Annotated in this window: 16 protein-coding genes and 1 tRNA gene; 3 read left to right on the top strand and 14 right to left on the bottom strand. The window is 60.2% G+C overall.

Features of this window, described 5'->3' with window-relative positions:
• Nucleotides 1-114: 114 nt before the first annotated feature.
• Complete coding sequence (locus RHM62_RS18630; protein ID WP_322123515.1) at nucleotides 115-1851, bottom strand: Fic family protein; 1737 nt, start codon at nucleotides 1849-1851, stop codon at nucleotides 115-117.
• Nucleotides 1852-2214: 363 nt separating this feature from the next.
• Here RHM62_RS18630 and RHM62_RS18635 point away from each other — a divergent pair, with 363 nt between their 5' ends.
• Nucleotides 2215-2499, top strand: coding sequence for a hypothetical protein (locus tag RHM62_RS18635; protein WP_322123516.1), 285 nt, complete (start codon nucleotides 2215-2217; stop codon nucleotides 2497-2499).
• A 558-nt stretch (nucleotides 2500-3057) separates the two neighbouring features.
• On the opposite strand, the gene RHM62_RS18640 is transcribed toward RHM62_RS18635, so the two are convergent.
• From RHM62_RS18640 to nirB, 13 genes are all read right to left on the bottom strand, one after another.
• Nucleotides 3058-4572, bottom strand: a complete 1515-nt coding sequence (locus tag RHM62_RS18640) for a DEAD/DEAH box helicase (RefSeq protein WP_322123517.1) — start codon at nucleotides 4570-4572, stop codon at nucleotides 3058-3060.
• Between the two features lie 6 nt (nucleotides 4573-4578).
• Nucleotides 4579-4657, bottom strand: a tRNA-Ile gene (locus RHM62_RS18645).
• A gap of 126 nt (nucleotides 4658-4783) precedes the next feature.
• A complete protein-coding gene (gene rpoD / locus RHM62_RS18650; RefSeq protein ID WP_416172274.1) occupies nucleotides 4784-7297 on the bottom strand; it encodes an RNA polymerase sigma factor RpoD in 2514 nt (837 codons plus the stop codon).
• A 267-nt stretch (nucleotides 7298-7564) separates the two neighbouring features.
• Nucleotides 7565-9361: a DNA primase gene (dnaG, locus tag RHM62_RS18655; protein ID WP_322123518.1), complete on the bottom strand. Its 1797-nt coding sequence runs from the start codon at nucleotides 9359-9361 to the stop codon at nucleotides 7565-7567.
• A gap of 9 nt (nucleotides 9362-9370) precedes the next feature.
• Nucleotides 9371-9820, bottom strand: coding sequence for a GatB/YqeY domain-containing protein (locus RHM62_RS18660; protein WP_322123519.1), 450 nt, complete (start codon nucleotides 9818-9820; stop codon nucleotides 9371-9373).
• Nucleotides 9821-9925: 105 nt separating this feature from the next.
• Entirely contained in the window at nucleotides 9926-10138 is a 213-nt protein-coding gene (gene rpsU, locus RHM62_RS18665) for a 30S ribosomal protein S21 (RefSeq protein WP_008451879.1), read from the bottom strand.
• Nucleotides 10139-10249: 111 nt separating this feature from the next.
• Nucleotides 10250-11446: an NAD(P)/FAD-dependent oxidoreductase gene (locus RHM62_RS18670; protein ID WP_322123520.1), complete on the bottom strand. Its 1197-nt coding sequence runs from the start codon at nucleotides 11444-11446 to the stop codon at nucleotides 10250-10252.
• A 47-nt stretch (nucleotides 11447-11493) separates the two neighbouring features.
• Entirely contained in the window at nucleotides 11494-12666 is a 1173-nt protein-coding gene (locus RHM62_RS18675; RefSeq protein WP_322123521.1) for a YbdK family carboxylate-amine ligase, read from the bottom strand.
• 11 nt (nucleotides 12667-12677) lie between these two features.
• A complete protein-coding gene (locus RHM62_RS18680; RefSeq protein WP_322125450.1) occupies nucleotides 12678-13883 on the bottom strand; it encodes a cation:proton antiporter in 1206 nt (401 codons plus the stop codon).
• A 315-nt stretch (nucleotides 13884-14198) separates the two neighbouring features.
• The gene (gene ybiB / locus RHM62_RS18685; protein WP_322123522.1) at nucleotides 14199-15188 is read right to left on the bottom strand and encodes a DNA-binding protein YbiB; all 990 of its coding nucleotides are present in this window, start codon (nucleotides 15186-15188) and stop codon (nucleotides 14199-14201) included.
• Between the two features lie 9 nt (nucleotides 15189-15197).
• A complete protein-coding gene (locus tag RHM62_RS18690) occupies nucleotides 15198-17987 on the bottom strand; it encodes a molybdopterin-dependent oxidoreductase (protein WP_322123523.1) in 2790 nt (929 codons plus the stop codon).
• A complete protein-coding gene (gene nirD / locus RHM62_RS18695; RefSeq protein ID WP_322123524.1) occupies nucleotides 17984-18313 on the bottom strand; it encodes a nitrite reductase small subunit NirD in 330 nt (109 codons plus the stop codon). Before nirD ends, RHM62_RS18690 begins: the two co-directional genes overlap by 4 nt.
• 20 nt (nucleotides 18314-18333) lie before the next feature.
• On the bottom strand, nucleotides 18334-20769 hold the full coding sequence (gene nirB, locus RHM62_RS18700) for a nitrite reductase large subunit NirB (protein ID WP_322123525.1): 2436 nt from the start codon (nucleotides 20767-20769) through the stop codon (nucleotides 18334-18336).
• Between the two features lie 259 nt (nucleotides 20770-21028).
• Between nirB and RHM62_RS18705 the strand changes: the two genes are divergently transcribed.
• Together RHM62_RS18705 and RHM62_RS18710 are read left to right on the top strand one after the other, a co-directional pair.
• Complete coding sequence (locus RHM62_RS18705; protein ID WP_322123526.1) at nucleotides 21029-22243, top strand: nitrate/nitrite transporter; 1215 nt, start codon at nucleotides 21029-21031, stop codon at nucleotides 22241-22243.
• A 1-nt stretch (nucleotide 22244) separates the two neighbouring features.
• Nucleotides 22245-23945, top strand: a complete 1701-nt coding sequence (locus tag RHM62_RS18710; RefSeq protein ID WP_322123527.1) for a bifunctional protein-serine/threonine kinase/phosphatase — start codon at nucleotides 22245-22247, stop codon at nucleotides 23943-23945.
• The last annotated feature ends 43 nt before the right edge of the window (nucleotides 23946-23988 follow it).

Raw genomic sequence — 23988 nt, forward strand, 5'->3', positions numbered from 1 at the left:
GCGTTAGTGGAATGATTTAGTCCCTGCACTATAGGCGCTGGGCGGGAATGGGTTGGGGAGTCAATTCTGGACGGACTTGGCATCATCGACATTAGCGATCGCAATAGAGGTTTGCTAGTGCGGTAATGGGTTTGAATCGGGGAATAGTAGTTTGTAATTCTTGAGGTCTTCCTCGAAGGCATTGCATCGCAGGAGCGCCTCGTAGACATCGTTTCGGGTCAGACTGTAATCAAACGCGACAGTCCAGGATTGAATACGGGTCATGGCACGAAGGTACGGCGTCGCATCGCTGTTGTTTGACATTGCCTTCAACGGCAACAAGTAATCTTCCCGGTAGACCGTTGGCACGATGATGCGCGACCGGCCGGCGGCACTGAGTACACAGTTCATGGCCAGGCGCGCGGTTCGGCCATTGCCGTCCTTGAACGGGTGCACCTCCGAGATGACGAACATCGTCATCAACGCCCGGGCAAGCGGGTCTTCTAGTGCAACAATCCGTGCGAAGCCTTCGCGCAACGTGCCCTGGACGAGTGTAGGGTCGACGAACACCGTGGCACCGGCCTGGTTGTTTTGGTCTTTCCATTCGCCGGGGTTCTTGTCCAGGCGCGAGCGCATCACCAGCGCGTTGACGCTCTTGAGCCAGTGCAAGAACTCGTCGGCTGTGCCTGGCGGTTGGTCTCGCCAAGGAGGCTGCATCGCCGCCTGGAATGTGCCGAGCACGTCATGCGAGTCTTCTGCTCTGTTCGGGATAAGTTTGCCCTCAAAAACGATTTCTTCGGCTTCGCGCACCAGGAAGGTCGTGCCTTCGATGGTGTTCGAGAAGTAGGCCTCGAAGAACGCGAACGTTTCTCGCGCGCTGCCGGAGTCTGCTGCTGCGGGCAATTCAGGCAAGGCCTCCACACGCAAGCGGCCGAACAGGGTGTCGAACAATTCCAATCGAGCGGGGTCGTAGGGTAAGCCACCCGCCCGAGCGAGCGCTTGCTTGCTCCGGAGCTTTTTACTCTCGTGCGTCCCCAGCAACGCACCCATGATGCCGTCCAGCCGCTTGAATTCCTTGTCTCGCCCAAGGACAGCAGCCAGTGCGCGGCAGTTATCGCGGAGCTCATTGAACCGATACTCCCCGCGAATTAACAGCATTTTGTCCAGTTGGGCCTCAAGGTCCTCTGCACTCAACACGCGCTCGCTGACCCCACGGCCGGTAGCCATGTTCTCCAGCAACCACCAGGCTTGACTGGCCAGAAATAGTTTCTTGTAGACCACGTCGCCAGTGACAGCGACGGGACCTGGAAGGACTCGAACGGTCAGCCCGGGCAACTCGATGGTTCGCGGGCGCTGTCCACGGGTCATGTACAGACGACCAGCGAAAGGCTTGGCGTCGTGGGCGCTCCGATAGCTGATTACACCGCCGGGGAGTAAATGGCCGACGATATTGAGCCAGTTCCGCGTGACCACCGCCTCTGGCGGACTGGCAAGGTTGCTCGTGTAGACGCCCTGGTACAGCTTGCGCAGCTGCCCTTCCTCTGCCATACGCAGGATGCGGCGATCTACTGCTGCATCGTCACCTCCGGTGAAGAGCACCTCGGGCATCAAGATGTCGGTTTTCTGTTTGATAGTCACCGCTAATCCTCTTCGCATGTCTGAAAAGTGTTTAATTATGGGTCGCTTCGTCTGAAAAGTGTGCTGTTCTGCCGCAAGGAGTTTGTCGGAATTTTTGTGAATTGGTGCTTGTTGGGCAGGCGATATGTCTGAATAGTGTATTTTATTTGAATAATTTGTCGGATATTTGTATTTTTCTGTGAAGAGGAGCATCTTGTCTGCGCTATGCGCTTGTGAGTAGGTGTCGCGCATCATGCGCACATTCGTGCTCCGGGATCTGGCGTGCAACCGCCGGCCTGATCGATGCAGCTGTCGGTTGCGGGTCCTATCGTCATGCCAGACACGAACACGAGCGATCGCAATACAGGTTTGCTGGTGTGGTTGTGGGTTTGGATCGGGTATCGAACTGCTTGGATGTAGTAACTTGTTGGAGTGATAGGCTTGTCCGGGCAGCTTGTTTCCTGCAGATTCAATGAGTGGCTGTTTGCGCCAGAAACATCATTAGACGAAGCGTGTATCAACAGCGCGTTATCTTCTACAGCGTGAGCAGCTATGCCGCTCTAAACGTATGGATAATTTAATTTCCTGGACCTCCGACTTTCCACGACCGAATCTGACTTGATAGCACTGCGTCCCTATGCCAGCAAGTATATCTGGTGGAAGACGCCAGACGAGGCAATGCTCCTGCCCGAGCGCGTGGTCGCGCAAGTGATGAATATTGGCGATTACAGTGATGTGCAGACCGTTGCCAACCGCATTGGCGACACGTATTTGCGCTATGTCCTGCAGCATGTCGCGATTGGTCAATTTTCCGAACGATCCTGGGCTTACTGGCATTATCGACTTGGGCTGACATCGGCGATTGAGGTGATGCCGGCGATGCTGAAACGGAGGCTTGAATAATGGGCTGCTTCAAACCGTGGATGGATATTCTTCCCGAAGCACAACGACAATTGTGGGGCCAATTGCAACCGACGCAAGCGTTCGGGCTGGTTCTTTACGAGATGAAAAAAAGACCTTGATCAATGCCGCGAGTGACATTCGAGACCTGCCGGATGTGGCGATCACAACACGGAAGCTGTCATTATCGACGCTGGCCTGACGTCCTTAAGCGCTCTACAGATATTTTTTATTTGCGTTGTCTCTTCGGTCCCCCACCCAACAACACCGCCATACGTGACTTGTTCTTGTTCGCCGGCACCGTTGTACTCGGAAACCGTTCGTTCTGATCTTGTCGAAGGCGTTACGGACGGTTCGCCTTCGACAAGCTTCCTTCGACAGGCTCAGGACGAACGGGAGGTGTTGTCGCTGGACTGTGCGCCTTCGCCAAGCTCAGGACGAACGAGCGGTGGTGCATACGGTGCCCGCAACCAGAGCACTACGAACAACGGGAGCACAAAGATCCGCACATTTATTCTGCGCAAATTCCTGTGCTCCCGTTAATTTGACCTACAAAACGTCTTACCCCTTCGGCACCCCACCCAACAACACCGCCCTGCGCGGCTTGTTCTTGTTTGCTGCTGCGGTGGCACTAACCGGTTCGACCGGTGCGGCAACGTTCGGCTCGTACGGTTTGGAAAACCATGGGTCGACTTTTTCGCGCCGCTGAAATGGCGGACGGGAGGTATCGGTTCGGGACGACTCCGAATGACTGGAATCTTCGCGGAAAGGACGCGGCGGACGCACCGGACGCTCCGTCGGCGCCTGCGCTGAAACAGCACCTGCCGCGAGCGGCGCAGCGGCAGCTTCCGCATCACGCCGCGGCCGTCGCTCGGCGCGCTCCACCGGCGGCGTGTAGCCGACCAGCTCTGCCGGCACGAACTTGTGGTTGATCAACTTTTCGATATCAAGCAGCAGCCGCTCATCCTTGGTCGTGAACAGCGAAATCGCATCCCCCGACGCACCCGCACGACCAGTGCGGCCGATGCGGTGAACGTAGTCTTCGGCGTTGTACGGCAAGTCGTAATTGATCACGCACGGCAGGTCAGAGATGTCGAGGCCGCGCGCCGCCACATCAGTCGCCACCAGCACGTCAATCTCGCCCCCCTTGAACGCTTCGAGCGCGGCCATGCGTTCGGACTGGGTCTTGTCGCCATGAATTGCCGACGCTTTGACGCCGCCTTTTTCCAGTTCGCGCGCGAGGCGTGATGCGCCTATCTTGGTGTTCGAAAACACCAGCACCTGCTTGAGCTGGCGACCGCGGATCAGGTGCGCGACGATGTCGCGCTTGGCATCGTCGCTGTCGACCTTGTAGACCACTTGCGTGACACGGTCGGCGGTCTGGTTGCTGCGGGCGACTTCGATAGTGACGGGATTATCCAGAAAACTGCTGGCGAGCTTTTTGATCTCGCCGGAGAACGTGGCCGAGAACATCAGGTTCTGGCGCTTCTTCGGCAGCAAGTTGATGATGCGTTGCAGGTCCGGCAGGAAGCCCATGTCAAGCATGCGGTCGGCTTCGTCCATGACCAGGATCTGGGTTTGCGACAGGTTCAGCGTTTTTTGCTGGACGTGATCGAGCAAGCGACCCGGCGTGGCGATGACGATCTCGACACCCGCGCGCAAGGCGGCGGTCTGTGGTGCCATGTCCATGCCACCGAAAACGACGGTCGAGCGCAATGGCGTATGACGGCAATAAGCCTTGACGTTTTCAGCGACCTGGTCGGCCAGTTCGCGGGTTGGAGTCAGGATCAAGGCGCGCACCGGATGGCGCGCCGGCGAGGCACTGTTACTGGCATTGGCCAGCAACAACTGGATGATCGGCAATGAAAAACCGGCAGTCTTGCCGGTTCCGGTTTGCGCTGCACCCATGACGTCGCGGCCTTGCAGGACCACGGGAATTGCCGCCGCCTGGATAGGGGTGGGATGCTCGTAGCCCTGATCAGCGAGGGCGCGCAGGATTTCAGCGGATAGTCCGAAATCTTCAAAGCGGAGGGCGGGTTCCCTGTCAGGAACAGCGTCGGTCTGGATGTCAGTCATGATATATGGTGGGCCTCCCGTGAGTCGAACACGGCACCAACGGATTATGAGTCCGCTGCTCTAACCAAGCATGAGCTAGAGGCCCATTTTCTTTCGTGCGGATTTGCATCCGCGGGTTGCGTCTGGCTCAGCGAACCAGACAAATGTTCGGGTCAGCTACTGCGGGGCGAACTGTACCGTGATTTTAACCGGCCGTCCCGCAGTGCCGTCATTAATTTCCTTCGAGGAAGCTTTTCAGGCGATCGGAACGCGATGGATGACGCAGCTTGCGCAACGCCTTCGCTTCGATCTGCCGGATCCGCTCGCGCGTGACGTCGAATTGCTTGCCGACTTCTTCGAGGGTGTGGTCGGTCGACATCTCGATGCCGAAACGCATCCGCAGCACCTTGGCTTCGCGCGGCGTCAGTGAATCGAGCACGTCCTTGACCACGCCACGCATCGACGCATGCAAGGCCGCATCGGCCGGGGCCAGCGTGTTGTTGTCTTCGATGAAGTCGCCCAGATGCGAATCGTCGTCATCACCGATCGGCGTTTCCATCGAGATCGGTTCTTTGGCGATCTTCATGATCTTGCGGATTTTTTCTTCCGGCATTTCCATCTTGATCGCCAGCGTGGCCGGATCCGGCTCGGCACCGGTTTCCTGCAAGATCTGCCGCGAGATGCGGTTCATCTTGTTGATCGTTTCGATCATGTGCACCGGAATCCGGATCGTGCGGGCCTGGTCGGCAATCGAACGCGTGATCGCCTGGCGAATCCACCAGGTGGCATACGTCGAAAACTTGTAGCCGCGCCGGTATTCAAACTTGTCAACCGCCTTCATCAAACCGATGTTGCCTTCCTGGATCAAGTCCAGGAATTGCAGGCCACGGTTGGTGTACTTCTTTGCAATCGAAATCACCAGCCGCAAGTTGGCTTCGGTCATTTCGCGCTTGGCCTTGCGGGCCTTCATTTCGCCGGCCGCCATGCGCCGGTTGATGGCACGCAAATCCGGCAATGGCAGCACGACGCGCGATTGCAAATCCAGCAGCTTCTGTTGCAGTTCCTTGACCGTCGGCACGTTGCGACCGAGGATCACGCTGTACGGATGATTGCCGCTGACTTCGCCATCGACCCAGTCCAGATTAGTTTCATTGCCCGGGAAAACCTTGATGAAATGGCTGCGCGGCATGCGGCATTTGTTGACCGCGACATCGAGGATCTGCCGTTCGATATGACGTACTTCTTCGACCTGGCCGCGCAAGGTATCGCAGAGCTTTTCGACCACCTTGGCCGTAAAGCGGATTGCCAGTAATTCACTGGAAATCAGTTCCTGGGCCTTGACGTAGGCCTTGGAGTTATAGCCTTCTTTTTCGTAGGCCTTGCGCATCTTGTCGAACTGAGTCGAAATCGCCTGGAACTTCACCAGCGATTCGCGCTTGAGCTGTTCGATCTGCTCGGCTGTGAAGCCGGCTGCACCGGAGGCGTTGGTTTCTTCTTCTCCGCCGGATTCTTCTTCTTCGGCTTCTTCTTCCTCTTCCTCGTCATCGTCTTCGCTGACCACTTTTGGCGGTGGCGGCACGACAACTTCAATCACCAGCATGTCCACCAGACCATCGACGATTTCATCGATCTTGGTTTCGCCGTTGGTGATGCGCTCGGCCGCCGCGAGGATTTCGGAGATCGTGGTCGGGCAGGCCGAGATGGCCTGGATCATGTCTTTGAGGCCGTCTTCGATACGCTTGGCGATTTCGATTTCGCCTTCGCGGGTCAGCAGCTCGACCGAACCCATTTCGCGCATGTACATGCGCACAGGATCGGTGGTGCGACCAAAATCGGAATCGACCGTCGACAGCGCTGCTTCGGCAGCCGCTTCGGCTTCATCGTCGCTGGCAACCGTAGCAACGTTGTCAGTGAGCAGCATGCTCTCGGCATCCGGCGCGTGCTCGTAGACGGCGATACCCATGTCGTTGAAGGTCCCGATGATGCCTTCGATGGCTTCGGGATCGACAATGTTTTCGGGCAGGTGATCGTTGATTTCGGCGTAGGTCAGGAAGCCGCGGTCTTTACCGAGCTTGATGAGGGTCTTGAGCTTCTGGCGACGACGTTCGAGTTCTTCTTCGGTGGCTTCGGTGTCGGACGAAAAGGCATCCTTGAGCAGCGCCTTTTCCTTGGCTTTGCGGTCCTTGGCCTTGGCCTTGTCGACCGCCTTCAGTTCGGCCCGTTCGACCGCATTGAGTGCGGCGACTTCGTCGTTTTCCGGCTGGAATTCTTTTGGCTTGCGACCGCGACGGCCCGGCACCTTGATCGATGGCAGGATGTAGCCGGAGGTATCGATCGCGGCCAGCGTGGCGGCATCAGTCGTCTGGCTCACCGTGGCCGTGATCATCACGTTCACACCGGGCTTGTTCTCGACCTTGACTTCCGCTTTGGGGTCAGTCCTGGCAGTGGCTGCCTTGGCGGATGGCTTGGCGGCGGTTTTGGTTTCGGATTTCTTGGTTGTCACAGGAGCTTTCAATTGCGCTGATACCGGGCTTGCAGCCAATACGGTTGCAGCGTTGGTCGTTGCTTTGGAGCCGGCCTTCGGGGCTGCGTTAGTCGGTGGTGTCGCTGACCTGCCGGACGGTGTTTTTCCTGCTGCAACGGGGGTCGCCTTAGCGGGCTTGACCGGCTTGACCGGCTTGGCCGGATTGGCGTCATCGACAGGGAGCGTCGCAGTTTTCGAGGTTTTCTTCATTGCGTTTGCCATGGGTCAACTACCAAAAGGTTCTGGATACAGGGTCGGGTCGTACGTGGCTTCACGCACATCATCACCGGAATCGCAACTACGCACTGTTCTTGTTTTTCGCCCTGCGCTGCGAATGCCGCGACGCCGGACAGCTGCTCTGTGGCCTTGAATCAAAAGCCCGACAGAATACCATATGACAGTGTTTTTTCTGCCCAAAGTGACCAATTCGCACCATGGAAAACACCTCGCCACTACACCTTGCCGCGTTCGACGGACGGGCGCTTTTGCTTATCGCCGGCTGATTTCTGCCTCGGCATCGCGTCGTAATTGCTCTTGTTTCAGGGTCAGCTCACGGTAACGTGTGCGTGCTTCATCATGTCCCATTCCACCCGCGGCCAGCTGATCAAGCTCGGCCTTGAGCACCTTCATTTTTGTCTGCCTGACCGCACCAGCCAGTTCCAGACGGGCAGCATCCCGATCCGATTCCGGCTCAGCGGCGACCTCGGCGATCATGCCGTCGAATTCCGGACCACCGGCCCGCAGGTTTTCGGACAACATCGCGAAACTGGCTTGCGCGCCCATCTCCTGTCCGGCAACCACCAACTGCATCAACATCACGGCGCTGTCGGGCACAAAATGCAGCATCGCATCGAGCGCGTCCTGATCCAGCTCGGAGGCCAGCACCGGATGCGCAACCAGCAGGCGCATCACCTGCAATTCCAGCCCGACCGGTGCAGTGCGTTTTCCGCGCGGTGGTGCGGCGCGAACACGTGCGGCCGGACTGGCCAGTTCAAACAGCGTTTCGATCTCGGTCGGCGTGGTCCGGGTCAGTTGCGCCAACTCACGTACGATTTGCAATCGCAACGACGATGCCGGCATCGCCTGCAACAGCGGCTTGGCATCGAACTGCACCTTGGCCCGCCCTTCCGATGTCGTCAGGTCGTTGTCATCGGTGACTACTTTCAGCAGGAATTGCGACAGCGGCATCGCATCCCGCACCTGCTGCTCGAAACCCGCCGTGCCGTGCTCGCGCACGTAACTGTCGGGATCGTGTTCCGACGGCAGGAACAAAAACTTGATCGTCTTGTTATCGGCTGCATACGGCAGGCTTGCTTCCAGCGCACGCCGCGCCGCACGCCGGCCGGCACCGTCGCCATCGAAACTGAAGATCACATGATCAGTCTGGCGCGACAGCTTTTGCACGTGAACCGCTGTACAGGCCGTACCCAAGGTTGCCACCACTTGCGGAAATCCCAGCTGGGCCAGCGCCACCACATCCATGTAGCCTTCGGTCACCAGCACATATCCCGCATCGCGAATCGCCTGGCGCGCTTCGAACAGGCCGTACAATTCACTACCCTTTTGAAATAAGGGCGTCTCCGGAGAATTCAAGTATTTCGGTTCACCACTATCCAGAATACGGCCACCGAAACCAATTACCTGCCCCTTGGTATTGCGTATCGGGAACATTATCCGGTCACGAAACCGGTCATAGCGCTTCCGGTTGCCACCTTCTTCATCGGTCCGGTCGATCACCAGCCCTGCTTCGACCAACGCCGTCAATTCGTAGTCCGGAAACACCGACCGCAAGCTGTCCCAGCCTTCCGGCGCATACCCGATACCGAAGCGGGCAGCAATTTCGCCTGTCAGCCCGCGCCCGATCAGATAGCTCTTGGCGCGCTCGGCAGTACGCAACTGCAACCGGTAGTGATCACAGGCCTGCGTCATCGCCTCCGACAGCGCCAGGCTCTTGGCCTGGTATTCGGCGCGTTGGGCCGGCGGCATCTTGTCGTCGCTCTCGGGCACCACCATGCCGACGTTTTGCGCCAGATCCTTGACCGCGTCGACAAAGCCCATGCCCGAGTACTCGATCAGGAAACCGATCGCGGTCCCGTGCGCGCCGCAACCGAAGCAGTGATAAAACTGCTTGGTCGGGCTGACCGTAAAGCTGGGCGACTTTTCATTGTGAAACGGGCACAGGCCCATGAAATTCGCGCCACCTTTTTTCAGGGGCACGTAGCGACCCACCACGTCGACGATATCGACGCGGTTGAGCAAATCCTGGATGAACGATTGCGGGATCAAGGTGAGTGATTACGCCTTGGTCAGCGCGGCTTTCACCAGTCCCGAGACGGCCGTCATGTCGGCGCGACCGGCCAGTTTCGGCTTCAGGATGGCCATGACCTTGCCCATGTCCTGCGGTCCGGCAGCACCGCTTTCGGTGACTGCGGCAGCGACTTCGGCCTGCACTTCGGCGTCCGACAACGAGGCTGGCATGTAAGCCACGAGAATGGCCAGTTCGGCCTTCTCGATATCAGCCAGGTCCTGGCGTGCGCCTGCTTCAAACTGACCGATCGAATCCTTGCGCTGCTTGATCATTTTTTCAATGATGGCGAGGATCATGGTGTCGTTCAGCTCAACCCGCTCGTCGACTTCCTTCTGCTTCATTGCCGCGGTAATCAGGCGAATGGTGCCAAGCTTGACGGCTTCCTTGGCGCGCATGGCTGCCTTCATGTCATCGGTGATCTGTGCTTTCAGGCTCATGCTGGCTCCGGTCAGTGAAAAAGCGAAAACCCGCTGCGGACTTGCACCGGAGCGGGCTTGCGTATTAGTCGCAGTACTGGACTTCCGTACTTGCGACCAAATGAATCAGAACAGTTTTTTAGGCAATTGCTGGCTGCGAATGCGCTTGTAATGGCGCTTGACCGCGGCGGCGAGCTTGCGCTTGCGCTCTGCAGTCGGCTTTTCGTAGAACTCCCGCGCACGCAGTTCGGTCAACAGACCGGTTTTTTCAATGGTGCGTTTGAAGCGGCGCATGGCGACTTCGAAAGGCTCGTTTTCTTTTAGGCGAATAGTTGTCATGTGTTAGGGTTTTAAGCCGACGATTCAAGGGAAGACGGCGAGTCTATCAGATCCCTTCGCCGAAAGAAACCCTGTTAACCGAATTATCTAAACTATTCAAGCCGAAATTATTCACGCCGCCGAGCCAGCCGCGAAACCCGACGCCCAGGCCCACTGGAAGTTGTAGCCCCCCAGCCAGCCGGTGACGTCAACGGCTTCGCCCACGAAGTGCAAGCCGGGAACGCTGGTGACCATCATGCTCTGCTGCGACAGCTCGCGGGTATCGACACCGCCGACAGTGACTTCTGCCTTGCGGTAGCCTTCCGAGCCGCTCGGCGTCACGCTCCAGGCATTGAGCGAATCGCCGAGCCGGCGCAATTGCTTGTCTTGCATGTCGGCCAGCTTGGCTTCCGGATCGAAGCCGTTGGCGGTCAGCCAGCCGGCCGACAAGCGTGCGGGCAGCAGTTGTGCGAGTACGTTGCCCAGATTTTTTTTGACGCTGCTCTTGCTGTTGATCAGCTCGGTGCCGAGATCGGTTTGCGGCAGGAAATTGAGCATCAGCGGCGTGCCCGGCTGCCAGAAACTGGAAATCTGCAGCACCGCCGGACCGGACAAGCCGCGATGCGTGAACAGCAGGTCTTCGAGAAACGCCGCGCGGGTTTTTTTGGCGCCGGTGCTGACATCGACTTCCAGCGCAATCCCGGCGAGCTCGACAAAGGGCAGCCAGGATTGCGGATCGAAGGTCAGCGGCACCAGCGCCGGACGTGTCGGAACCATCTTGAGCCCGAACTGCGTGGCGATGCGATACGCAAAATCGGTCGCGCCTATCTTGGGAATCGACAGCCCGCCGGTAGCGATCACGACGCTGGCAGCCGCTATCGTGCCGGCACCGGTATCGATGACAAAACCGCCCTCGCCCTTGCTGATGCCATGGACCTTGCACGGCATGCGCCAACTGACGTGGCCGACCTCACATTCGGCCTTGAGCATCGCAATGATGTCTTCGGCCGAGTTATCGCAGAACAGCTGGCCCTTGTGCTTTTCGTGATAACCGATCCGGTAGCGCTTGATCAGGTTCAGAAAATCCTGCGGCGTATAGCGCGACAGCGCGCTTTTGCAAAAATGCGGGTTCTGCGACAGGAAATTGGCAGGGCTGGCTTGCAGGTTGGTGAAGTTGCAGCGACCACCGCCGGAGATACGGATTTTTTCGGCCAGCTTTTCGGCGTGATCGATCAGCACGACCTTGCGTCCGCGCTGGCCAGCCACGGCTGCGGTCATCATGCCGGCCGCGCCTGCGCCAATTACTGCCACGTCAACATGCTCTGCCATCAACTTGCCCAGATCCGGAAAAACCGTGATTGTAAGCCAGCTACGCGCTAGACCACCGGCATCACGTCGGTCATCCACAACTGCGATGACAAGCGCATCAGGTCGCTATGCGATCCGCGCTGACGGAAGGTGCTGCGCAACCAGCCGGCATCGTTGACTCTTTCATAGGCCAGCTTGCGCAAGCGGCGCAAGGCATCGACTTCGGCGTCATTTTGCGTGAAACGCGCCAGGTCTTGCAGGCGGTCCAGCAAATCCGTCGCGATGGCGGTCTTGGCCATCGGGCGGCCGTTTTCATCGAGCACGGCCATACAACCCTCGAGCCCGTAGCGACTGGCTTCGAAGCGGTTGTATTGGTACAGCAGATAAAAATCCTCATTGATCACCAGCGGCCGCTCGGTCAGTAACCAGCGTGCCAGTAGTTGCGCGTAACAGCCGAGCAAAGCGGCATGACCGGTGGTCAGCGGCGTATCGCAGACACGGATTTCGACGGTGCCGAATTCGGGCTTGGGCCGGATGTCCCAGTAAAAATCCTTGATGCTGTTGACCACCCCGATCGCGCGCAGATTGTCGTAATAGCGCTCGAACTCGGCCCAGGTCGCCATCACCGGCATCGTGCCGGACATCGGAAAGGCCCGCACCACGGTGCTGCGTGACGAATCGAATTCGGTATCGACGCCCTGATAAAACGGCGACGCGGCCGACAGCGCAATGAAGTGCGGCACGAAGCGCGCAAAGCCATGCGTGAGGTACATCGCGTCATCGCCGTTGGGCACGCCGACATGGATGTGCTGTCCGAAGACGGTGAAGCTCTTCGCCAGGTAGCCGTATTTCTTGTGCAGATAATGAAAGCGCTCGTCCGGCGAGATGCGCTGCTCGTTCCAGCGCTGGAACGGATGTGCGCCGCCACCGGCGACGTCGATATTGAGCCGCTGCGCGCCGTCGACCAGTGCCTGACGTAACTGCTTGAGCTCCTCGTCGAGCTCGTCGACGCGGGTGTGGACTTTCGAATTGAGCTCGATCATGCCCTGCGTGATTTCGAGCTTGATCTGGTCCTGCAAGCGCCGTGGCTCGATCAGGCCCCACAGATCGACGGCATCGGTGGCCAGGTTGTAATTGCGCCGGTTCACCAATTGCAGCTCAAGCTCGATGCCCATCGTGAACGGGGCCGATGGCGTGAAAGGCAGGATGGCGGCGGGCAAGTGCGGGTCGGGTGCGTTCATCGGGTTCTCCATCAGGTGCGGCCGCTCTCGCCGGACAATTTCAGGGCCAGCTGTGTCGCCACAGGCCCGACAAATTCCAGCGCGATCAGGCAACCAGCCAGCAAGGGGGCAATTTCGGCGGCGGTGTGCGGATACAGGTAGCTGATTTGCGCCAGCCCCAAGCCGGCTTCGGCCATCGGCAGAGTCGCCAGTGTCAGCAAGGCCGAATGTCGCAGGCTCAGCCTGGCCGGTTTTGAGAACAGGAAAATCCCGCACGCGTTGGCGATAAAGCGCGCGACGATCAGCACCGTCACGACACCGCCTATCGTGGCCAGACTCGACAGGCGCATGCCGGCACCAATACTGATGAACAGCATCACAATGAACAGCTCGTTGGCGATGCCGAATTCAAGCTCCATCAAATCGTATTGGCGGTCGAGGTTTTTCGACAGCACGGCAAAAATCAGCATCGTCAGCAAGACCGGCAACTGCAACGCATGGGCCGCACCGATGGTCAGCGTGATCACCGCGATCACCAGCACGAACTGGCTGCTGCGGCGACGTCCCAGCCAGCGCGCCAGCGGCATCATCAGCCAGTACGTCAACGTGGCCAGCAAGACCGAGCCGAATAGCGAATACAGCGTATGCGTCACCAGCATCGTCAACGGCGTGCCACTCTCGGCAGCCACCACCGGCAGCAGCGCATACGCCACCAGCAAGGCGACAATATTGTTGAGCGCCGTCATCGCGGCCAATCGCCGCGTGATCTGGCCCTCGGCCTTCAGGTCGCGCAGCACGACGAGCACCACGGCCGGGCCGGTCGCAATCGCCAGCACGCCTCCCAGCAAGGCCAGCGTGGTCGACGTGCCGTACCACAGCAAGGCCAGCGACACGAATCCAAAGCACAGTGCCGCACACGCGAGCACGGTGGCCAGCAACCATTTTTCGCGCATCAGCCAGCGCACGTCAACATACCGGCCCAGCTGATAGACCACGAGCGCCATGGCCATGTCGGCAAAGATGCTCGCCACCTGCAGCACATCGCCCGACAGCCAGTTCAGCCCACCGCCACCGAGCGCAAACCCGACCAGCAGGTATCCGGTCAGGCGGGGAATCCACTTGCTTTTCTGGACGACATGGCCGGCGATCAAGCCAAACAGCAGCAGCGTGCCGAACAGCAGCAGCGCATTCCATTGCAGCGGCTGCGACAACGAAAAAGAAGGGAGAGACCATGACAGCATGGATGCTCCTGGAGAGAAAAATATCGGGTGTTGGTCGGGAGAACCGGAGTGGAATTCCGGTAATGTCGAAGAGCATACTCCAGCCTCGCAAGCGTTTTGGCAAGCGCCCGCTTTGATCCGTAGCGGACAGCAAAAGTTCCGGAAGCGACAGTAACCCAAGCCCCCAAGCTCCCTAACGTGGCAAAAATACAAAATCAGGGTCAGAGTCAATTAAAAAATCAGGGTCAGAGTCAATTAATTTAATTGACTCTGACCCTGATTATTTGAATTTTTAATTGACTCTGACCCTAATTATTTTTTCGCTGTGGGCAGTCAAGTTGGGCGCTGCCGGACTGCCCGGGCTACCTGCAGGCAATGGGCAAGTTGCTCCGCAATCGGTTCCGGCACGGCCACTTCACCGGCCAGTACGCGCTTGATCCAGTGGGCGGTTGTATCGGCATCACGCTCGGCCGGTAGCTCCGGTGTGACGTCTGCGGCGAGCTGTTTTTCGACTAGCGTGCTGCGCCGGCCTTGATGCAACCAGTCGATCTGCTGCGGACGGCGGGCGTTGGCGACGGTTTCGCCTTCGGTGCCGCGCATCAGGAAGATGTCGCCGCGTTCGACCGGCGCGGCGGTCGTGAAGTAGGTGCTGAGCATTTCCAGGTATTCGGGGTGGGTGTATGACGACATTCGTAGTGCCGGCTGGAGAAACGGTTGCATGATCTTGACCAGCGTGTGGGTCGAGTTGCGTACACCAAGGATGCGTCGCATCGCCAGCAAGCGCGCCATTTTTGGAGCCAGCACGTCGATGGCCATGAAGACCGGTTCCTGCCGCGCGAATTGGGCTTCGGCCTGTGCGACCGAGCTCGCCAGTGGCATGCCGAGGGCCACAAAAATCTCGGCACTGGTGACGCGTCCCGGATCGGTCAGTACGCCATGCATCAGCACCGGTGCACCGGCCCGCGCCAGCAGGATCGCCAGCAGCGGCGTCAGGTTGGCCATGTGGCGCGCGCCGTTGTAGCTGGGGATGACGATAGGTGCGTAGTGCGCATCGGCAGGTACCGACAAGGGCGCGAACGATGCTTCGGAGGCATCGAGAAAGCCGGCGATTTCGGCGATCGATTCGCCTTTGATCCGCATCGACAACAGGATCGCGCCCAGCTCCAGATCCGACACCCGCCCGTCGAGCATCGCGCCATACAGCAGGCAGGCATCCTCGCGATTCATGCTGCGTGCGCCGTCCTTGCCGCGGCCGATGACCTTGATGAATTTGGCCGCGGCCAGCGGCTCCGGTGGTTGACTCTGCGATTGACTGTTTTCCATCGCCGAAGATTACACCGAAGCGATGGCCCCGACCGGCAGGATGGCGATGATTTTTTTCAGTTCCGGCAGACAGGAACCGCAATTGGTGCCGCACTTCAGGCGCCCCTGCAAAGCCGCCAACCGGGCATCGGGCGGGCCGTCGAGCTCGCCCAGCAGCTCGTTGATTTCAGTCTCGGCGACATTGAAGCAATTGCAAACGATGCGACCACGCGACTTGAATCCCTGCGGTGCCACCGCCGACGGTTGCAGCAGCAAGCGCCCGAGTGCGGCGACCGGCTGTTCGGTTTCGAGATACTCGCGCAACCAGCGTTCGGCCGCGACATCACCGGCCAGCGACAGGGCCTGCAAAGTGCCGTCGCTAACGACGATGTGACGCGCATTGCCGCGCCGCTTGTCGTCGTAGCGCAAGACCATCGGTCCGGTGATGCCGAACAGCGCTTCGATTTCGGCGATCAGTTCGGGCGTGGCCGGATAGTCGTCGGCGGCACGGAAAAATACCCCCGTGCGCTCACGGCCAAACAGCGTGCAGGACGCATACGCAAACTGGCGCAAGTAAGGTTTTAGCGCCGACTGCAAGCGCAGCACCTGCTGCGGCGCGATCCAGCCGAAGACAACGAAGCGCCACGGCAGTTCAGCCTTCAAAATCTTGATTGCCGCATGCTTGAGTTCAGGCTGTTTCGAGCTCGGGTCCAGTGCCGGCGAGGTCAGTGCATTGACGCCGTGCGAGCCGTCGCCGGCATGGCCACGACCGGAGACATATTCTTCGCCCCAGTGCATGCCGATGAAAGCCTGGCCGGCACGCATGTCATCGCCGGCGTGCACCGGAAAAATTTGCGAACCGCGCCGGCTGGTTACGTGCACCATGTCGCCGCCGGCGATCATGCGCCTGTCCATGTCGGCCTGCGCCATCACGATGGCCGGTTCGGCCGCATGCGCGAACAGTTGCGCGACGGTGCCGGTGCGGCTCATGCCGTGCCACTGGTCGCGCAGGCGGCCGGTATTGAGCCTGAACGGAAAACGCGCATCGATCGCCTCGGCCACCGGCTTGTACGGCGTGTCGACAAAATGCGCGCGGCCGGTCGCGGTCGGGAAAATCCCGTCTTCGTACAGGCGCTGCTTGCCGGTCGTGGCACCGGTCGGATAGGGCCACTGCTGCGGCCCCTGTTCGGCCAGGATTGCGTACGACAAACCGGTGATGTCGAGGTCGCGGCCGCGGGTCGATTCGCGGTGTTCGTTCCAGATCGATTCGGCGCTGTCGTAGGCAAACAGCGAGCGTTCGCGCCCCAGTAATTTTTCCAGCCGCTGCGCAAAATCGACGACGATCTGCCAGTCATGGCGGGCTTCACCGGGACCGGCGATGGCCGCATTAAGGCGCGAAATCCGGCGCTCGGAATTGGTCACCGTACCTTCTTTTTCTCCCCATGAAGTCGCCGGCAACAGCACGTCGGCATAGGGTGCGGTGGCAGTCGTCGCATAGGCTTCCTGCAGGATCACTAGCTCGGCATTGACCAGCGCTTCGCGCACCAGCTTCTGGTCCGGCATCGACTGCGCCGGGTTGGTACAGGCAATCCACAACAGCTTGATCTGGCCTGTGCGCACTGCCTCGAACAGGTCGATGGCGGTCTTGCCGGGCGTGGCGGGCACGTCGTCGACACCCCACAGTGACGCGACTTCGGCACGGTGCACAGGGTTGCCCAGGTCACGATGCGCCGACAGCAAATTAGCCATGCCGCCGACTTCGCGGCCACCCATTGCATTGGGCTGACCGGTCAGTGAAAACGGTCCGGCACCGGGCTTGCCGATCTGATGCGTGGCCAGGTGCAGGTTGATCAGCGCGGCATTCTTTGCGGTGCCCGATGCCGATTGATTGAGGCCCTGGCAATACAGCGACAAGGCCGCTTTCGATTCGCCGAACCAGCGCGCCGCCGTGACCAGATCGGCTTCACTGATGCCGCAGATGTCGGCGACGAACTTCGGCGTGTAATCGCGCACCGTGCGCTTGAGTTCGGCAAAGCCATCGGTATGCGCCTCGATGAAGGCAGTATCGGTCAGCTCTTCCCACAGGCACAAATGCAGCATGCCGTTGAACAGCGCGACATCGGTACCCGGCAAAATTTGCAGGAACAGGTCGGCATCGCGCGCGGTGTCGGTGCGACGCGGGTCGGCGACGATGACCTTCATCTGCGGATTGTTCTTGCGCGCTTCTTCAAGCCGGCGATACAGGATCGGATGGGCATACGCCATGTTCGAGCCGACGATGAAGACCAGTTCGGCCTGCTCGATGTCTTCGTAGCAGGCCGGCGGCGCATCGGCACCCAGCGTTTGCTTGTAGCCGGCCACCGCGCTGGACATGCACAGCCGTGAATTGGTGTCGACGTTGTTGGTGCCGATCAGGCCCTTGGCGAGCTTGTTGAAGACGTAGTAATCCTCGGTCAGCAACTGGCCGGAGATGTAGAAACCGACGCTGTCGGGACCATGCGTGCGGATCGTGTCAGCAAATTTTTGCGCCATCGCATCGAGCGTCGCATCCCAGCTGGCAGCGGTGCGCGGCAGGCTGCGGTCGCTGCGCATTTCGGGCACCAGCGCGCGCGCCTGTTGCTGCAGCAGCGGTTGCGCACTGAGCGCTAGCGTGCTGCCCTTGGTGCACAAGCGGCCGAAGTTGGCCGGGTGATCGGGGTCGCCGCGCACGCCGGTAATTTGCGTGCCGGTGGTCTCGATCAGGACGCCGCAACCGACGCCGCAATAGCAGCAGGTTGACTTGATCTCGCGGCGCTCGCCGGCGATGAGGGGTTCACTCATGCAGCAGCCAGCTCCTGCAAGTCGAGCGCCACGTCGCCATTGTCGATGCGCACGCTGAAGGTTTGCGTGCAGCCTTCGTCGGGCGCCAGCGCGCAGCCGGAAGCCAGTTCGATGTTCCAGTTATGCAGCGGACAAGCGACCTTTTCGCCGAACACGATGCCTTGTGACAGCGGCCCGCCCTTGTGCGGACACTTGTCGAGCAGCGCAAAAATCTTGTCTTCGGTATTGCGAAAAATCGCGACCGGCACCTTGCCGCCGCGCTGCACGATGCGCGAACCGAGGACCGGAATATCGTCGACCCGGCAAATGACTTTCCATTGATTCATGAGAGGGTTCCTGTTCGGGTTCAGACGGTCAGCGGCGCAAACTGGCGCACATCGACCTGGGCTTGTTCGGGTTGGTGCCACGGATCGGGCTGGCCGTCGAGCGAGAAGAGCAGGCGCTCGTAGAGCTCCTTGCGATTGACGTGGTCCTCGATCATGCGCTGCTTGACGTAGTCCAGGCCGACCCGCGCCAGATAGTGCACGGTGCGCTCGAGGTACCAGCCTTCTTCGCGATACAGCTGCAGGAACGCACCGGTATATTCGAGTACTTCGTCATGCGTTTTCAGCTTGACCAGGAACTGCGCGACTTCGGTCTTGATGCCGCCGTTGCCGCCGACATAAATCTCCCAGCCCGAATCGACCCCGATCACGCCAACGTCCTTGATGCCGGATTCGGCGCAATTGCGCGGGCAACCGGAGACCGCCAGCTTGACCTTGTGCGGCGCATACATCAGTGCCAGCTGGCGTTCCAGCTGCTGGCCCATCAGCGTCGAATTCTGTGTGCCGAAGCGGCACCATTCGGAACCGACGCAGGTCTTCACGGTACGCAAACCTTTCGCATAGGCGAGACCGGACGGCATGCCGAGATCGCTCCAGACTTCACGCAAATCTTCTTTTTTTACGCCGAGCAAATCGATACGCTGACCACCGGTGACCTTCACAGTCGGGATCTTGAACTTGTCGACCACGTCGGCAATACGGCGCAGTTCGGACGCATTGGTTTCGCCGCCCCACATGCGCGGGATCACCGAGAACGTGCCGTCTTTCTGGATGTTGGCGTGCGCGCGCTCGTTGATGTAGCGCGATTGTGGATCGTCCTTGGCTTCATGCGGCCAGGTCGACAACAGGTAATAGTTCAGTGCCGGCCGGCAGCTCGCGCAACCGTTCGGCGTGCGCCAGTTCATGAAGGCCATCGTGCCGGCGATCGTCAGCAGCTTTTCGGTACGGATTGCGTCGCGTGCTTCCTGATGGGTGTGGTCGGTGCACGAACACATCGGCTTGTTCTTGGTGGCTTGCGAATAATCGCCGCCGGCGGTGAACATCAGGATCTGTTCGACCAGGCCGGTGCACGATCCGCACGAGGCCGAGGCCTTGGTGTGCTTGCGCACATCATCGAGCGTGAACAGGCCTTTTTCCTTGATCGCCTTGACGATGGTGCCTTTGCAGACGCCGTTGCAACCGCAGACTTCGGCGCTGTCCGGCATCGCCGCGGCCTTCGTGAAACCCTCATGGCCGACATCGCCTGGACGGCCCGGATTGGATTCGCCGAACATCAGCGTGTCGCGGATTTCGGTGATGTCCTTGCCTTCGCGCACCAGACTGAAGTACCAGCCGCCGTCGGCGGTATCGCCATACAGGCAGGCACCGATCAGCTTGTCGCCGCGCACCACCAGCTTCTTGTAGACGCCGCCTATCGGGTCCGACAGGATGATTTCTTCGGTGCCCTCGCCGCCCATGAATTCGCCGGCCGAGAACAGGTCGATGCCGGTGACTTTCAATTTGGTCGAGGTGACCGAGCCCTGATAGCGGCCGATGCCGAAATTGCCGAGGTGGTTGGCGCAGACCTTGGCCATCTCGAACAACGGTGCGACCAGGCCATACGCAGTACCGCGATGGTTGACGCATTCGCCGACCGCATAGACACGCGGATCGTAGGTCTGCATCGTGTCACTGACGACGATGCCGCGATTGCAGTACAGGCCGGTGGCTTCGGCCAGCGTGGTATTCGGGCGGATGCCCACCGCCATCACGACCAGCTGCGCCGGCACTTCAGAGCCATCGGTGAAACGGATGACGGTGACATGGCCATCGATACCGATCAGCTCCTTGGTATTTTTACCGAGCAGGAAATGCAGGCCGCGGTCTTCGAGGGATTTTTGCAGCATCTTGCCGGCGACCGGATCGAGCTGGCGTTCCATCAGCCATTCGGGCAGATGCACGACGGTGACATTCATGCCGCGCAACTTCAGGCCGTTGGCTGCTTCAAGGCCGAGCAGGCCGCCGCCGATGACGATCGCATCGGTATGCGTTTCGGAGGCGGCGATCATCGCGTTGGTGTCGTGGATGTCGCGGTAAGAAATCACGCCGGCCAGGTCCTTGCCCGGTACCGGCAACATGAACGGGTTCGAGCCGGTGGCCATCAGCAGGCGGTCGTATTCGGCCGTCGTGCCATCGTCGGCAATCACGAGGCGCTTGACGCGATCGATCTTGACGACCTTCTTGCCGAGGTGCAGCGTGATGTCGTTGTCTTCGTACCAGTCGACATCATTCAACATGATGTCCTTGATGGTCTGCTCGCCGGCCAGCACCGGCGAGAGCAGGATGCGGTTGTAGTTGGCATACGGCTCGGCACCGAACACCGTGATGTCGTAAATATCCGGGGCAATCTTGCGTAGCTCTTCGAGCGTACGCACACCTGCCATTCCGTTCCCGACCATGACCAGCTTGAGCTTCTTCATACTTGTCCTCGAAAAAAATCTTGTCGTCGCCTCGCGACGTGCGTAATCCTCTTTAAGCAAAAGCGGTGCCAGACGAGATTGGCGTCGTCGCACCAGGCACCTCTGGAAAACGCACCCGAATCAGGCGCACCGCCGCACTGTTTGGTGCAAGCGCGATGAATGCACCGTGAAGTCCATGCAAACTGGCCTGACAGCAAATTTTAGATGGCACAGGGCTTGCGTTAGCAGGTCCATCTCCACTCACCGCGGTCCCGCCATCATGCAAAAAACTTCATTCTGGAAAGCCGGGCACACGCCCACGCTGCTGGCTGCTTTTTTCTACTTTGACCTCAGCTTCATGGTCTGGGTCATCCTCGGGCCGCTCGGCGTGCAGATCGCCAAAGACCTTGGCCTGACTGCCGCCCAGAAAGGCTTGATCGTCGCCACCCCGCTGCTGGCCGGCGCGCTGCTGCGCATTGTCATGGGCGTGCTGGTCGATCACCTGAAACCCAAACGCGCCGGCGCCATCGGCCAGGTCATCGTGATTGCCGGTATGGTCTGGGCCTGGCAGGGCCAGCTCGACAGCTACCACAGCATCCTGGCGCTAGGCGTGATCCTCGGCGTCGCCGGTGCCGCCTTTGCGGTGGCCTTGCCGCTGGCCTCGCGCTGGTATCCGCCCGAGCATCAGGGCACCGCACTCGGGATTGCCGGTGCCGGCAATTCGGGTACCGCCTTCGCCGCGCTGTTTGCGCCGACGCTGGCGCTGGCCTTCGGCTGGCAAAACGTGTTCGGCCTGTGCCTGATCCCGCTCGGCATCGCACTGGTGGTGTACATGGTGTTTGCCAAGGATGCGCCGTCGGCACCGCCGCCGAAATCGATGCTCGAATACCTGCAGGTCCTGAAAGACAAGGATGCGTGGTGGTTCATGTTTTTTTACAGCGTGACCTTTGGCGGCTTTTCGGGACTGGCCTCGTCGCTGACGATTTACTTCAATAGCCAGTACGGGCTGTCGCCGGTGACCGCCGGCTACTTCACGGCGGCCTGCGTGTTCGCCGGGTCGATGGTGCGGCCGATGGGTGGTCGGCTGTCGGATCGCATCGGCGGCATCAAGACGCTGTCGATCATGTATGTACTGGCGGCGATCTTCCTGTTCATCGCCAGCCTCGGGCTGGACTCGGCGGTGCCGGCGGTGATCGTGTTCGTCGGTGCGATGCTGGCGCTGGGCACCGGTAATGGCGCGGTGTTCCAGCTGGTGCCGCAGCGCTTTCGCAAGGAAATCGGCGTGATGACCGGACTGGTCGGGATGGCCGGCGGCATCGGCGGTTTTTATCTGGCGTCCAGCCTCGGCTTTTCGAAGCAGATGACCGGCAGCTATCAGATCGGCCTGACGATCTTTGCCGCGCTGGCCGTCATCGCGCTGATCGGCCTGTCGTCGGTAAAAGGCCGCTGGCGCACGACGTGGGGCAGCGCCGCGATGACGACTGCCAGGATCTGAAATGGGACTACGCCTCGCCATCGGTCATGCGACGCAAGCCGGCCCGCGCGCGCGCAATGAGGATTTTGTCGGCGTTGTCACGCCGCGCGAACCGGACCTGCTGACCAAGGGCGTGCTGGCGGCGATTGCCGACGGGGTTTCCGGTCACGACGGCGGGCGCGAAGCGGCCGAGTACACGGTGCGCGGCCTGCTGTCGGATTACTACGCCACGCCGGACACCTGGCCGGTATCGCAAGCGCTGGACCGGGTCCTGACCGCGACCAACAGCTGGGTCCAGCACCAGGGTTCGGTGCGTGCCGAACTGAGCGGCATGGCCACCACGCTAACCTGCGTGGTGCTACGCGGTGGCTTCTATTATTTTGCGCATGTCGGCGACAGCCGCTTGTATCTGCTGCGCGCCGGTGTCCTGACCCGGCTGACCACCGACCATGTCTGGGACAAGCCCGAAATGCAGCATGTGCTAACCCGCGCGATCGGTCTCGATTCGCGGCTGGCGGTCGATCACGGCATGGGCGAGCTGCAGCTGCGCGATGTGCTGCTGCTGGTCACCGACGGCGTCTGGGGCGCGCTGCGCGATCAGGATCTCCGCGACCATTTGTGCGCGCTGGCGCTCGACCAAGCCGATGCGGATACCTGCGCGACAGCACTGGTCCGGGCCGCACTTGACGCAGGCGGCGGCGACAATGCCAGCGCCATGGTGCTGCGGATTGACGCGTTGCCGGAACAGAATTTGCGCGATGCGCTGTCGAGCCTGCACGCGCTGCCGGTACCGCCGCGCTTCAAACCCGGCCAGACCATCGACGGCTACCGGATCGACAGCGTATTGCACGACTCGCGCAGCACGCTGCTGTATCGCGTCACCGACCTGCGCACGCAACGCGCGCTGGTCCTGAAAACCCTGCAACCGAGCTGCGGCAGCGACCCGCAGGAACGCGCCGCCTTTGCCCACGAAGAGTGGCTGGCGCGGCGCGCGGTGGCGCGTTTTTTTGCGCAGGTGATCACGCCCGAACAACGCAGCGCGCTGTATTTCCTGACCACCTGGCACGATGGCAGCACGCTGCAGCAGCAGCTTGACGGTGCCACCCATTTCACGATTCCGGATGTGATTGCGCATGGCACGCGGCTGGTCCGTGCGGCCGGCGCGCTGCACCGGCGCAGCATCCTGCATCGCGACATCAAGCCGGCCAACGTGCACATCGGTAGCGATGGCGAATTGCGCCTGCTTGATTTTGGTGTCGCGCAATCCGGCCTCGATGGCGCGCAGCAAGCCACCTCGCAAGCCGGCACGCCGTCGTATCTCGCGCCGGAACAGTTCGACCAGGCACCGGCGTCGCGCCAGACCGACCTGTATGCGATCGGCGTCACGCTGTACCAGCTGCTGACGCGACGCTATCCGTACGGCGAAATCGAAGCATTCCAGCGCCCGCGTTTTAATGAACCGGTACCACCGACGCGGACCCGTCCCGAGATCCCGCACTGGCTCGAAAACGTCATCCTGAAAGCCGTCGCGCGCGACGCCGGCGCCCGCTTTGAAACCGCTGAAGAATTCCTGCTGGCGCTGGAGCGCGGCGCCACCCGCGCGCTCGACAAGGCCCCGGCGCTGCCGCTGCTGCAGCGCGATCCGCTATCGATCTGGCGCAGCGTGGCGGTGATTTCGGTGGTGCTTAATGTGTTGTTGCTGTATTTGCTGGTGCTGCGCTGACATGCTCTCCATGCTCAGACGGGTCGACTAAGTGCGCCACCGC

It is taken from the genome of Actimicrobium sp. CCC2.4, from assembly GCF_034347385.1.
Classification (GTDB): Bacteria; Pseudomonadota; Gammaproteobacteria; order Burkholderiales; family Burkholderiaceae_D; genus Actimicrobium.

Coding starts and splice junctions, on each gene's coding strand:
- RHM62_RS18630 (WP_322123515.1), bottom strand. CDS start 1,851: ATGATGCGCGACACCTACTCACAAGCGCATAGCGCAGACAAGATGCTC.
- RHM62_RS18640 (WP_322123517.1), bottom strand. CDS start 4,572: ATGACTGACATCCAGACCGACGCTGTTCCTGACAGGGAACCCGCCCTC.
- rpoD (WP_416172274.1), bottom strand. CDS start 7,297: ATGGCAAACGCAATGAAGAAAACCTCGAAAACTGCGACGCTCCCTGTC.
- RHM62_RS18660 (WP_322123519.1), bottom strand. CDS start 9,820: ATGAGCCTGAAAGCACAGATCACCGATGACATGAAGGCAGCCATGCGC.
- rpsU (WP_008451879.1), bottom strand. CDS start 10,138: ATGACAACTATTCGCCTAAAAGAAAACGAGCCTTTCGAAGTCGCCATG.
- RHM62_RS18670 (WP_322123520.1), bottom strand. CDS start 11,446: ATGGCAGAGCATGTTGACGTGGCAGTAATTGGCGCAGGCGCGGCCGGC.
- RHM62_RS18675 (WP_322123521.1), bottom strand. CDS start 12,666: ATGAACGCACCCGACCCGCACTTGCCCGCCGCCATCCTGCCTTTCACG.
- ybiB (WP_322123522.1), bottom strand. CDS start 15,188: ATGGAAAACAGTCAATCGCAGAGTCAACCACCGGAGCCGCTGGCCGCG.
- RHM62_RS18690 (WP_322123523.1), bottom strand. CDS start 17,987: ATGAGTGAACCCCTCATCGCCGGCGAGCGCCGCGAGATCAAGTCAACC.
- nirD (WP_322123524.1), bottom strand. CDS start 18,313: ATGAATCAATGGAAAGTCATTTGCCGGGTCGACGATATTCCGGTCCTC.
- nirB (WP_322123525.1), bottom strand. CDS start 20,769: ATGAAGAAGCTCAAGCTGGTCATGGTCGGGAACGGAATGGCAGGTGTG.
- RHM62_RS18705 (WP_322123526.1), top strand. CDS start 21,029: ATGCAAAAAACTTCATTCTGGAAAGCCGGGCACACGCCCACGCTGCTG.
- RHM62_RS18710 (WP_322123527.1), top strand. CDS start 22,245: ATGGGACTACGCCTCGCCATCGGTCATGCGACGCAAGCCGGCCCGCGC.